Annotated in this window: 15 protein-coding genes and 1 pseudogene; all 16 read left to right on the forward strand. The window is 46.9% G+C overall.

Annotated elements, in window-relative coordinates; genetic code table 11:
- Positions 1 to 9 precede the first annotated feature (9 nt).
- Entirely contained in the window at positions 10 to 1,152 is a 1,143-nt protein-coding gene (locus RS881_RS40020) for an ABC transporter permease (RefSeq protein ID WP_315815896.1), read from the forward strand.
- Positions 1,153 to 1,171: 19 nt separating this feature from the next.
- Complete coding sequence (locus tag RS881_RS40025; protein ID WP_315815897.1) at positions 1,172 to 1,345, forward strand: hypothetical protein; 174 nt, start codon at positions 1,172 to 1,174, stop codon at positions 1,343 to 1,345.
- Between the two features lie 2 nt (positions 1,346 to 1,347).
- Entirely contained in the window at positions 1,348 to 1,707 is a 360-nt protein-coding gene (locus RS881_RS40030) for an ABC transporter permease (RefSeq protein ID WP_315815898.1), read from the forward strand.
- Between the two features lie 88 nt (positions 1,708 to 1,795).
- Entirely contained in the window at positions 1,796 to 3,100 is a 1,305-nt protein-coding gene (locus tag RS881_RS40035) for an FtsX-like permease family protein (RefSeq protein WP_315815899.1), read from the forward strand.
- Positions 3,049 to 3,612, forward strand: a complete 564-nt coding sequence (locus RS881_RS40040) for an ABC transporter permease (protein ID WP_315815900.1) — start codon at positions 3,049 to 3,051, stop codon at positions 3,610 to 3,612. The genes RS881_RS40035 and RS881_RS40040 overlap by 52 nt, the downstream gene beginning before the upstream one ends.
- Before the next feature lie 146 nt (positions 3,613 to 3,758).
- Complete coding sequence (locus RS881_RS40045) at positions 3,759 to 4,034, forward strand: ABC transporter permease (protein WP_315815901.1); 276 nt, start codon at positions 3,759 to 3,761, stop codon at positions 4,032 to 4,034.
- A 54-nt stretch (positions 4,035 to 4,088) separates the two neighbouring features.
- Positions 4,089 to 5,717, forward strand: a complete 1,629-nt coding sequence (locus RS881_RS40050) for an ABC transporter permease (RefSeq protein WP_315815902.1) — start codon at positions 4,089 to 4,091, stop codon at positions 5,715 to 5,717.
- A gap of 80 nt (positions 5,718 to 5,797) precedes the next feature.
- Entirely contained in the window at positions 5,798 to 6,169 is a 372-nt protein-coding gene (locus tag RS881_RS40055; protein ID WP_315815903.1) for an ABC transporter permease, read from the forward strand.
- A gap of 155 nt (positions 6,170 to 6,324) precedes the next feature.
- Positions 6,325 to 6,675 (forward strand): sigma-70 family RNA polymerase sigma factor, encoded by a 351-nt coding sequence (locus RS881_RS40060; protein WP_315815904.1) that lies wholly within the window; start codon positions 6,325 to 6,327, stop codon positions 6,673 to 6,675.
- Entirely contained in the window at positions 6,585 to 6,911 is a 327-nt protein-coding gene (locus RS881_RS40065; protein ID WP_315824758.1) for a sigma-70 family RNA polymerase sigma factor, read from the forward strand. Before RS881_RS40060 ends, RS881_RS40065 begins: the two co-directional genes overlap by 91 nt.
- Positions 6,912 to 7,148: 237 nt before the next feature.
- Complete coding sequence (locus RS881_RS40070) at positions 7,149 to 7,610, forward strand: hypothetical protein (RefSeq protein ID WP_315815905.1); 462 nt, start codon at positions 7,149 to 7,151, stop codon at positions 7,608 to 7,610.
- Between the two features lie 5 nt (positions 7,611 to 7,615).
- Positions 7,616 to 7,699, forward strand: coding sequence for a hypothetical protein (locus RS881_RS60560; protein ID WP_350340296.1), 84 nt, complete (start codon positions 7,616 to 7,618; stop codon positions 7,697 to 7,699).
- Positions 7,700 to 8,042: 343 nt separating this feature from the next.
- Positions 8,043 to 8,251, forward strand: a pseudogene (locus RS881_RS61900) (FecR domain-containing protein).
- A gap of 147 nt (positions 8,252 to 8,398) precedes the next feature.
- On the forward strand, positions 8,399 to 8,629 hold the full coding sequence (locus RS881_RS40080) for a hypothetical protein (RefSeq protein WP_315815907.1): 231 nt from the start codon (positions 8,399 to 8,401) through the stop codon (positions 8,627 to 8,629).
- Positions 8,630 to 8,744: 115 nt separating this feature from the next.
- Positions 8,745 to 11,624, forward strand: a complete 2,880-nt coding sequence (locus tag RS881_RS40085) for a SusC/RagA family TonB-linked outer membrane protein (protein ID WP_315815908.1) — start codon at positions 8,745 to 8,747, stop codon at positions 11,622 to 11,624.
- A gap of 71 nt (positions 11,625 to 11,695) precedes the next feature.
- On the forward strand, positions 11,696 to 12,781 hold the full coding sequence (locus RS881_RS40090) for a RagB/SusD family nutrient uptake outer membrane protein (protein ID WP_315815909.1): 1,086 nt from the start codon (positions 11,696 to 11,698) through the stop codon (positions 12,779 to 12,781).

Consider the following 12,781-nt stretch of genomic DNA (forward strand, 5'->3'; position numbering starts at 1 on the left):
GTAGCCACCTTGTATGGCCGTTTCCGCCTGTCCAACAAAAACGTATTGGGCAAATCATTGGTCGTAGTACAATTTGTAATAGCCCTGGGCCTTATCATCAGTATGATCGTATTCAACCGCCAGTTTTCCTACATGACCCAAAACGATGAACTGGGTTTTAGTACTGCCAATATCATCCGTCTTGAAGCCCCCTGGGGTAAGGATTCCGAAATGAAAATATTCAGGAATGAGCTGACCCAAAATCCTGCCATTGAATTGGTAGGCGCCAAAGGAGGTGATCGCAACAAATCTAAATTTGCCGTCAACAACAAGGAAACCGAATGGACCTACTTCGAAAATATAGACGATCAATACCTCCAAACGCTGAGTATTGGGCTCGTTAAAGGACGTTACTTAAGCTATAACAATACCATCGACACCATCTCTACCTGCCTGGTCAATGAGGCATTTGTGGAGCAACTACTCGACAAAAGCAAAGATCCCCTGGGACAAGTAGTCAGCAGGCCCGGCGGTAAATCAAATTATACCGTGGCAGGTGTGGTAAGAAATTATCACCTGGCCAATTTCAAAGAAAAGATAGAGCCCGTCGTTTTTATGCTTGATAAGCGGGGCTCCACCTTCAACACCTTTATCAAATACACACCTGGCCAGGCAACAAAGGCTACGGCAGCCATCGAAAAAGCCTTCAAGACGGTGCTACCTTACGCTACCATCAACTACCAGTTTATGGAAGACTGGAACCGGCAGCAGTACGAAGCCGAAGCCCAATGGAAAAAGATCATCACCTATGCTGCTTTCATTGCCATCATCGTATCCTGCCTGGGCCTGTTTGCCCTTACTACACTTTCAGTAGAACAACGGATAAAGGAAATTGGCATACGCAAAGTATTGGGCGCTTCCGTTCTCCATATCACCACCATGCTCTCCAGAGATTTTCTGAAATTAGTGCTGATTGCCTTTCTCATTGCTGCGCCCATAGCAGGTTGGCTGATGTATAACTGGTTACAGGATTTTGCATACCGTATTTCCATGAGCGTTTGGATGTTTATTGGAACAGCGATGGCCGTTGTATTGATCGCCCTGGCTACCATCAGTATCCATACCATCCGGGCCGCCATTACCAATCCCGTGAAGAGTTTGAGAAACGAATAGAAAACAAGAAAAACGAATTATGATATTTAACTACCTCAAGATAGCCTTCCGTAACCTGCGCAAACGCAAAGGCCATATGTTGTTGAATATTGCCGGCCTTACCATCGGTATGACCTGCTGCCTCCTCATCTTTCATTATGTATCGTACGAAAAAGCTACGATACCTTTCAAAAAGATGTCAATGATATTGTAAGGTTGCGTATTGATAGTTACAGCAAAGGCGACTTACGATGGAAATCGGCCACCGTATACCCGGCTATCGCTCCTACCATGAAAAAGGATTTTCCTGAAGTGCAGGATTTCTGCCGCCTCATAGATGCCGATTTTCTCATCACCAACGAAGCTACCCGGGCAAAGTTCAATGAGAACAAAGGCTACTTTGCCGATCCCTCTGTACTGAATATGTTCAGTATACCACTGATACAAGGCAATCCGGCTACTGCCCTCGTTGGCCCCGGCAAACTGATCATCTCAAAAAGCATGGCTGTTAAATACTTTGGACAGCAGAATGCCCTGGGTAAGCAACTAACCGTACGCTACGAAGGCAATCCCTGAATTATGAGATCACCGGTGTATTCAAGGACTACCCCGCCAACTCACACCTCGATATTAAATACCTGGCCTCTTACGATGCCTTTAAAAAGTGATCCTGACAGTATGGGGCGATAGCAGCAATCCGGCAGACAATGCCTGGGGATGGTATGACTTTTACGCCTATATCCAATTAAAGCCTGGCGCCGACAAGGAAAAACTAGCGGCCAAACTCCCTGCATTTAGCGACCGCTACATGAATAGTACCGAATGGGCCAGGAAGAACAATTTCAAAACAGAGATACACATGATGCCCATGCAGGACATTCATTTGTACTCCGATTTTAACCAGGAAGCCGAGGTCAATGGCAATGGACAAGCCGTAGGGTTCCTATTCCTGGTAGCCCTCTTCATCATTGGCATTGCCTGGATCAATTACATCAACCTGGCCACTGCCCGATCAGTAGAACGTGCCAGGGAAGTTGGTGTACGGAAGGTATTGGGCGCCTTAAGGGCCAACCTCATCAAACAATTCCTGACCGAAAGCCTATTGCTCAATTTCATAGCCCTCGTCCTTTCGCTGGGCATATTTTTCCTGCTTCGCCTCCCCTTCGATCAATTCACCGGCCACCCCGATACCCATATCACTTTATCGCTTTATTACTGGCGCCTTTTTGCCCTCTTGTTTGTAACAGGCACTTTTCTATCGGGTATGTATCCTGCCTTTGTACTCTCCGGCTTCCAGCCCATTACGGTACTCAAAGGCGTCTTTAAAAATTCAGGCTCCGGCCTTCTCTTACGCAAAGGATTGATCGTACTGCAATTCACCACCTCCGTGGTATTGATCGCAGGCACCATCATTGTATACCGCCAGGTAAACTATATGCGCAACCAGAAATTGGGTGCCAATATTGATCAAACCCTGGTTTTACAAGGAGCCGCCTCTCCTACCGAGTCTGCATACCAGAATGTTTTCCAGCCCTTCAAAACCGATCTCCTTCAGGTGAATGGTGTCAAACAAATCGCTGCCTCTTCCAACGTAATGGGACAGGAAATATACTGGACCAATACCCAGAAGCGGGCGGATGGTGAAATACAAACAGGTAATACACTGTATAATGTGAGCGTCGATAATGATTTTATACCCATGTTTCAAATGAAGCTGGTAGCCGGCAGGCATTTTTCAACCAGTTTTGGAACCGAAGACAAAAATGTGTTGCTCAATGAAAAAGGAGTAAAGCTCATGGGGTTTTCCAATGCCGCTGCTGCCATTGGAAAAAGATCCATACCGGCCGCGATACGACCACCATTGTGGGTGTACTGGCCGATTATCACCACCAGGGCTTACAAAAAGCCATTGAGCCCATGCTCGTTCATTACCGGGCTAATACCAGGAATTATTATTCCATTAAAGTAGCACCCGGCAATGTGTCCGCCACCATTGCTGCTATAAAGAAAAGCTGGGACAAATATTTCCCTGCCGATCCATTCAATTATTCATTCCTGGACGAGACCTTTAGCCAACAATACAAGGCTGATATCCTCTTTGGAAAAGTATTTGGCATCTTTGCTTTCCTGGCTATTTTGATCGCCTGTTTTGGCTTATTAGGACTCTCTGCCTACAATGTGGTACAACGCACCAAAGAGATTGGTATCCGCAAAGTACTCGGAGCATCTGCCCAAAGCATCTTACTCCTGCTGTCGAAAGATTTCATGAAACTCATATTCATTGCCCTGCTGCTGGCCATCCCCGTAGGTTGGTATGTGATGCACCAATGGCTGCAGGATTTTGCTTATCGTATCCATATAGGCTGGTGGATATTTGCTGTAGCTGGAGCACTGGCGTTATTGATTGCCCTGCTTACTATTGTATTGCAGGCCGCCAAAGCCGTTGTGGTTAATCCGGTAAAAAGTTTAAGAAGTGAGTAGAAAGCAAGCTGCGAGCAACGAGCTATGAGCTAAAGACAGAAAAGTAAGAACAAAATTAAAAGCTCGAAGCTAGCAGCTCGAAGCTCAAAGCTTGAAAGTTAAAACAGACAGAGAATTGTTATCTAATACCATAAAGTATCTTGTAAATGTTTAATAATCACTTCAAAACCGCCTGGCGCAAAATACTCAAGAGCAAAACCGAAAGCACCATCCACCTGGCTGGTTTGTCCATTGGTATGACAGCCGCAGTACTGATCATGCTATGGGTGCAAAATGAATTGAGCTACGACAACTACCAACCACAAGCACAGCATATTTACCGCATCACCAACCACGTACCCATTACCCCTACCGAAACCTGGGATTGGGAAAGTACGCCTTTCCGCTGGCCGATAAAGCCAATCTCGAGATACCTGAGATAGAAAAATTAGCGATGCTTTCCGGTAATAAATACAATCCTCCCATCATTAACAGGAATGGTGAATACTTTAAAGAAAAAAAGAACAGCCTATATCTCCCGCCAATGGTTGGATTTGTTCAAATATGATTTTATAGCAGGCTCACCAGCTGCTTTTTTTCAACAACCCTTCAGCCTCCTGCTCACCGAATCAACCGCTAAACGCTACTTTGGCGATCAGCCGGCTGTTGGTCAGTTCTTACGTATTGATACCATCAACTACCAGGTGCAAGCCATTGTAAAAGACAATCCCACCAATTCAAGTTTTCAGTACGATATCCTCATGCCCATCCAGGCCATGCATGCCAATCCCGATCAGCGGAAAAATGACGAGCAATGGGGCAATTTTAATTACGTTACTTTCATTCGCCTCCGCCCAGGCGCCAACAACACACAGGTAATACAGAAGCTAAATAACATCCTCGATAAAAACAGGAAAGAAAATAAGGTATATACCAGCCTCATGCCACTGGCACAACTGCATTTTGATAAAGAGGTAGACAGTTCTTCCTTTGCAGTAGGCAACCGGCAATCCGTATACATCTTCGCCATCCTGGGCATCTTGCTATTGGTGGTGGCCTGCATTAACTATGTGAACCTTACCACTGCCCGTGCTAGTCTTCGTTCAAAGGAAGTCAGTATCCGCAAGATCGTAGGTGCACCACGGGCCTCCCTCTTTGGTCAGTTCGTTATCGAGTCAATACTCACCAGTGCCCTGGCATTGCTGCTAACCATTGCTTTTGTACAATTAAGCCTGCCATTTTTTAATCGTCTTACCGAAATACCATTCACCTTACCCATTACCTCCGCCAGCTTCTGGTTATTGATCTTCGGCACCCTGGCCGCCGCTACCCTGCTCACCGGTATCTATCCCGCTTTGTTATTGTCGTCCTTCAAACCCATCGCCTTATTCAAAGGCAATAGCATTTTGAAACTAAAAGATGTGACCCTGCGGAAGATATTAGTGGTCACCCAGTTCTCCATATCCGTCATATTAATTGCCGCTACCCTCATCATATACCGGCAACTGAACTATATTCAACAACAAAGTACCGGCTATGACCGCTCACAAATACTTTCTTTTAGTCTGCCCTACAAAACGTTGAAACCTTTTGGTTTTGATACGGAAAAAATAAAGAGTTTCCAGTATGCCATCAAACAGGATCTACAATCCATCAGTGGTGTGGAACATGTATCGTTTGCCAGTGCATCGGTATTGAACATAAGTAGCACCAGCGCCGGATCGGCCGATTGGGAGGGCCGTCCCAAAGACTTTGCCCCCAGCATCGCCCGCCTGTCGGCTGATGAAGACTATGCGCCCCTCTTTGGTTTGCAACTGGTAGCAGGTCGCTGGTTTCACCCCCATGACCCTACGGATGAAAACAACAATTTCATCCTTAATGAAACAGCCGTTAAAGATCTGAATATCCGCAAGCCTTATATCGGTCAGCGATTTAAACTCAATGGTGATTCTGGCCAGATCGTAGGCATCATGAAAGACTTCCATTTCCGCAGCCTGCATGAAGCAGTAATACCCCTGGCATTGCATACCGGCGGTAACGGACGTAATCAATACTTTGTAAAAATTGCTCCCGCTAATATCGGCAGGGTATTGCCTCAATTGGAAAAATATGGAAGAAAACAGTAGCTGGTCAGCCTTTTGAATACACCTTCCTGGACGAGTCGTTCAATAAACTCTATAAGGCAGAACTCAAGATATCCTCCCTCATGAGCCTCTTTGCCGGTATTGCCATCTTTATTTCCTGCCTCGGCTTACTCGGATTAGCTGCCTTCACTACCGAACGCCGCAGGAAAGAGATCGGCATCCGCAAAGTACTGGGCGCCAGCATCAGCAGTATTATTACCCTGCTGTCTAAAGAGTTTTTCCTCCTCGTGCTGGTGGCCATTGGCGTAGCTACCCCCATCGCCTGGTGGGCCATGGACCATTGGCTGCAGGATTTTGCTTACCGTATTTCCATCAGCCTATGGATCTTCCTCCTGGCAGGAGCTATCGCTGTACTGATCACTTTACTAATTGTGGGCCTGCATGGATTACGCGCCGCCACCATCAATCCCGTTAAGAGTTTGCGAACGGAGTAGGTAGCTGGTAATTAACATTGATAATACTTCATAGAACATCCGCAATAGTCAATAATTATTAATTTATAATTATTGACTATTGCCATTTGTAGTAATACCTCATTGCCTTCTTGCCTCAATGCCTTTTTCCATATATTTATGCCACCATTGTGCCCATGAAGGATAATGCCCAAATAAAAAGATTGCTTGACCAGGTAGCCGTAGAAGACAGTAAAGCAGCCTACAAAGAGCTGTTTATCCTGTTGTATAAACAGCTATGCCAGTTTGCCTATGGCATCCTGCGCAGCCAGGATGATGCTGAAGAAGTAGTGTCCGATACCTTTGCTTTTATCTGGGAAAAAGAGACCGCCTTCACGATATTGACTCCCCACTGGCCTATTTATATACCTCCGTCAAGAACAGGGCCCTCAACCGCATCGTCAAACAAAAACGCCAGCGCGCCCTCGATACCAGCCAATGGATCATGCCCCTCAACAGCGTTTACTTCGATCCCGAAAAACTCCTGATGACCGAAGAGCTCATCCAAAAGATCAGGAAAGCCATTGAAGACCTGCCCACCCGCTGCCAGCTTATTTTCAAGCTCGTAAAAGAAGACGGGCTTAAATACAAAGAAGCAGCCGACCTCCTCCAGATCTCTGTCAAAACAGTAGAAACCCAAATGGCAATCGCCATCCGCCGCCTGGGTAAATGCATGCACCTCGATATGGAAGCCATACAAGGGCAAAAGATTCCCAGGAAATAGTTCGAAAGGCAGTAAAAACCGGAAGTCAGTAAAGACCGGAAGTCCGTGAGTCCGAAAAGTCCGAAAGTAATACAGTAGTTGACTTGCCCCATTTCTTCCTGTCTTTCCGACTTTCCGACTACAGTCTTCCCGTCTTCCGGACTTTCCGACTTCCCGACTTTTATCAAAAAATAGTTGTTCCTCCTTTCAGGGTTTTCCTCACAGCGATGTCTTACCCCTAAAACCCCTATAAACTGCATGAGCCAGGAGGACTTTTGGATCCTGTTTTCTAAAAAACTAGCCGGAGAAGCCACTCCCGAAGAGCTATTGGAGCTGGAGCAACTCATCCGCCAGCACCCCGAATGGCAGTATGCCTTACAGAATCTGGAAGATATCTGGCGTTCCCAACGCCCCACTCCTGGTGTAGAAGCGGAAGACGCCTGGCTGCTGCACCTCCAAAAAATGGCCGAAAACAATATTCCCTATGATAAGGAATACGATACCCAGGTGCTTGAAATGGATAATCAATTCAGGTCCAAAAACCGCTTAAGGAAAATTTATACCATCACTGGCATTGCCGCCTCCCTCCTGCTGGTATGCTTTGTCTTATACAATAACTGGCCATCCAAAAGAACGAAATACCGCTGGCTCCCAATATCAATATCATCACCACCCGCCTGGGTTCTACCTCCAATATCCAACTCCCCGATGGATCGGTAGTATGGTTGAATGCAGGTAGCAAACTTACTTACAACAAAGACTTTGGTAAAGGAATCCGTGAAGTACTCCTTAGCGGCGAAGGCTTTTGATATTGTTAAAGACCCTACCCGCCCCTTTCTCATTCATGCCACCAGCATTGATATCAAGGTACTGGGCACCGCTTTCAATGTAAGAGCCTACCCAGAGGATAAAACCGCCGAGATCAGCCTTATTCGCGGCCGCATTGAGGTATCCCTCAAAAACAGGTCGAACGATAAGATCAACCTGTCGCCCAATGAAAAACTGATCGTAGACAATACCCTCACCATCACCGGCGGCGATACTACCTTCCCCGCCCAACAGCAACAGGAACCACTTGTACTCATCAATAAACTCCAGGTCAACCCGCGCGATAGTACCGTCAACGAGATACAATGGATCGACAACAAACTGGTGTTTAATGATGAACTGTTTAGTGAATTAGCAGCAAGAATAGAAAGAAAATATGGCGTGGAAATAACCATCAAAGATGCCGTACTGGAACAAAAAGGTTTACCGGCAGCTTTACAACGGAGACCATCGAACAGGCCATGGAGGCATTGACCATTAGTACCCCTTTCCTCTTTGAAAGAAAAAACAACCAAATAATTATTCACCGATAACGTACCGCCGTATGATGATCAGCAACAGTTCCTGAAACTGGTTATAAAAAATGCGGGAAATGCGTCAACATTCCCCGCCAAGGTTAACATTTTTCATCCGATCTCCCGCCAGGAGAACATCAGTTATTAACCCTTCAATTGTAAATTATGAAAAAATTGAAGCAAGGTCCTTTTTGCCCGGACCTGCTATCACCAAAGCTCTACCGGATTATGAAATTGACGATGCTGCTGCTAACCCTTGCCTGTATGCAAGTCACTGCCAACACCTATTCACAGGAAAGGATCACCCTCAAAATGAAAACGGCAGATATTAAAAAGTCCTCTTTGCCATCGAGCGAAGAAGCGAATACCGCTTCCTATTTGATGAAGACATTATAAAGGAAAACCCCGCGTCGATGTAGAAGCCGAAGCCGTTGACATCAATGACCTCCTCAACCATATTTTTGCCAATACTGGTATTGCTTACCGCATACTCAATACCAACCTCATTGTATTGAAGCAAACTGGTTCCCCAGCCGACATCACCGTACAGGAGGCCAAAATTACAGGCCGTGTTACCAATGCTGCGGGCGATGCCCTACCCGGTGTATCCGTAACCATTAAAGGCAGCTCTGTGGGCACCACCACCGACCACAATGGCTATTACTCCCTCACCGTGCCCGATGATGCCATCATCGTATTTTCTTCAGTGAGCTATCAACCCATTGAAGAAACCGTAGGCACCCGTACCGAGATCAACGTGGTGCTACAGCCTTCTACCCAAACCATGAACGAAGCCGTAGTAATAGGTTATGGCACCCAGCGCCGCAGCCAGATCACCGGCTCTGTAGCCAAAGTATCCGGCAAAGAACTCGCCAAACAACCTTTACTAACTGCCGCCCAGGCCCTGCAGGGCAAAGCTGCCGGTGTGCAGGTAATTGGTTATGGCGCCCCCGGCTCACAACCCCAGATCAGGATACGCGGTACCAGCACCGTAAGCGGCAATGCCAATCCCGTTTATATTGTGGACGGTGTTATTACCGACGATATCACCAACCTCAATACCGCCGATATCGAATCCATTGAAGTATTGAAAGATGCTTCTTCACAAGCCATCTATGGTAGCCGTGGTTCCAATGGCGTCATCCTCGTTACCACCAAAACCGGTAAGAAAGGAAAAGCCAGGATCAGCGTCGACTCTTATATAGGTTTCAGAACACCTACCTCCCGCATCAAAATGGCCGATGCCAAAACCTATGCCCAGTACACCAATGAAACCAGGCAATACCAGGGTCTTGCCCCCGCCTTTAACCTCGATACCTTAAAATACAATACCAACTGGTTTGATGAGATCACCCACCAGGGCGTTGTACAAAACCATGTATTGGGTATTGGTGGCGGTACGGATAATACTTCGTATTATTTCAGCGCCGGCCTATTTACCGATGATGGTATTCAAAAAGGAGCCGATTTTACCCGCGCTACTTTCCGCCTCAATAACGAATACCGGCTGACCAAATTCATTAAACTGGGCCACAATATAACTGCCAACATTGCCAAGGCAAACAACAAGGGCAACCAGTTTCAGAATGCCTATCGCAACGCCCCCACCGTGCCTGTTAAGTTCGACAATGGCGCTTATGGTTTTACCGACCTCATCACCGTAGGCAATCCCGTAGCGGCACTGGAATACACCAACAACACTTCCAACCAGCTGCGTTTTGTAGGCAATATCTATGGCGAACTCAATCCCATTAAAGGCCTCACCATCCGCAGCAGCTTCAACATCGACAAATACAACAACAATGGAAAAGTATTTGTACCCAAATACTTTGTATGGAGCGCCCAGCAAAACTCCGATACTTCCATAACCATCAACCAGGGCAATGGCTTTAGCTGGATCTTTGATAACTATGCTACCTATAGCAGGATCATTGCACGCGATCATGAGTTCAGCCTTACCGCAGGTTATACGGCCGAACGCAGGAACTATTATTCTTTATCCGTTACCGGCAAGGGTGTGCCGTATGAAACCAACCTGTGGTACCTCACCCAGGCCAGGGCCGGTAGCATTACCCTTACCGATGCAGGTGGCCTCACCAGGAGAGCGTCCTATTATGGAAGACTCAATTATAGCTATAAGGATAAATACACCGTAAGCGGCGTATTAAGGAGAGATGGGTCCAGCAATTTCCCCAAAGACCAAAAATGGGGTACCTTCTACTCCGTAGGCGCTTCCTGGGTTATTTCACGCGAAGCATTCATGGACGACCAACAGATTTTTAATGAACTGAAGTTGAGAGGTGGGTATGGTAAGATCGGTAACGACCGCAGCGTAGATGGCTCCGCCCTCAACCCCGTTACCCAAAACTCCTCTGCTTATTCTTTCGATGAAGGCAACAACATTTCTTCACCCGGTATCACCTTTGCTACCCTGCCCAATGCCAAATACAGTTGGGAAACCACTTCGGGTCTGGATGTAGGTGTGGAGTTCAGTATCCTCAACAGCAAACTCACCGGTGAGATCACCTATTACAACAAGCTCACCAATGCCTATGTACCCATCACCATTGGTCAAACCTTTGGTACCACGGGTACTGTGATCTCCCAGGCAGCCGACGTACGCAACAAAGGTTTTGAATTTACCATGCGGTACAACGATAAGATCGGTAAAGATTTCACCTGGTACCTCGGTGGCAACCTCACCCTCAACAACAACAATGTAGAGAAGGTCAATGGCGTGCTCAAACTCATAGGCGGCAGCCTGGGCAATGGTCAAAATGTAACCTATACCGTCGAAGGTGAACCCATTGGCAGCTTTTACACCTACAACGTATTGGGTGTTATTAAAGACGCAGCCGATGCTGCCTCCTACCCCGTGTACAGCGGTTACAAACCCGGCGACCTGAAATTTGAAGACAGGAATAAAGATGGTGTTATCGACGATAAGGATAAAATGTTTGTAGGTGCTTATCAGCCCAAAACCTATTATGGCATCAATGGTGGTTTTACCTGGAAAAAGATCGACTTCTCCTTCGATTGCTATGGCAATGCAGGCAATAAGATCTACAATGCCAAGAAAGCTGTACTGGTAGGATACGACAATATTGAAATGGATCGGGCCAGTAACCGGTGGACTACCACCAATACCAACGGTACCAATCCCCGCGCTACCAGCACTGGTCCCCTGGTATCCAATTATTATGTGGAATCCGGTAGCTTTTTCAGGATCAACAACATTACGGCCGGGTATACACTGCCTGCTTTGAGCCCTAAACTGGGCATCACCCGTTTGCGCATCTATGCTTCGGCACAGAATCCTGTCATCTTTAAAAGTTCAGTGGTTATACACCCGAATTGCCGGGTGGTCCCCTTGATTCAGGTATCGAGTTGAACCTGTATCCTGTTAACTCTACCTATTTATTGGGCGTCAACCTTAGTTTTTAACCTTTCAAAGTACACACAATGAAAAAACTAATTCAATACATCATACCAGGGCTGGCAGCGGTAGCCATCATGCCCGCCTGTAAAAAAGACTGGCTCAGTCCCGCCAATGAAAATATCCTGGTAGCTACCGACTCCACCTTTCTCAAACCCGAGAATGCTACCAATTTTGTGAACATGATCTACAACCAGCTCACCGCCTGGAATACCGCTACCTTTTCCTGGATAGGTATGAGCAGCATTGCTACCGATGATGCTGATAAAGGCTCGTCAGCCGGCGACAATGGCACCGATAAGAACCTCCTCGATGCCCTTACCTATACCCCCACTGCCGCCTCCATCAATGAAGTGTGGACAGGCAATTACCAGGGCATCAAGCGTGCCAATGAGGCATTGGCCAATGTACCCAAATACAAGATCGATGAGACATTGAAAACACGTTTACTGGCCGAAGCCCGTTTCCTGCGTGCTTATTTTTACTTTACCCTGGTGCGTGCCTATGGCGACCTGCCCATTGTAGATACTGCCCTCGATGCCAATAATCCCGCCGATTTTGAAAAAGCCAATGTAAGGAGGCCCAAAGCAGAGGTATACGCTTTTATTGAAAGCGACCTCAATTTTGCCCTGCCTATATTACCTACCAAACAACAATATGGCCCTGCCAATATTGGCCGCGCCAGTAAGGGTGCAGCAGCAGCCTTATTGGCCAAGGTGAGCATGTACCAGCAAAAATGGGATGCCGTACTCGCCCTTACCAATGATATCATTGCCGGTAAGTATGGTACTTATGGATTGGAGCCCGACTTCACCAAAATATGGCGTGAGGTGGGGGAAAACAGTATGGAGTCTTTGTTTGAGGTACAGGGTAAGGGCACCGTTACCCTGGCTGGTGTACAACAGTACAGCCAGGTGCAAGCTATGCGCGGCGCTACCTTTAGCGGCGTTACCAATGCTTATACAGGTTGGGGATTCAACACCCCATCGGCCGACCTCGATGCAGCCTTTGAAGCAGGTGATGTACGAAAAAATGCTACCATTATTCATATTGGCGATGTATTGTGGGATGGTGTGAAGCTGGTAAGCGCCTCAATGAGCGCTTTAACATGA

The organism is Paraflavitalea speifideaquila, from assembly GCF_032395985.1.
GTDB classification, from domain to species: Bacteria; Bacteroidota; Bacteroidia; order Chitinophagales; family Chitinophagaceae; genus Paraflavitalea; species Paraflavitalea speifideaquila.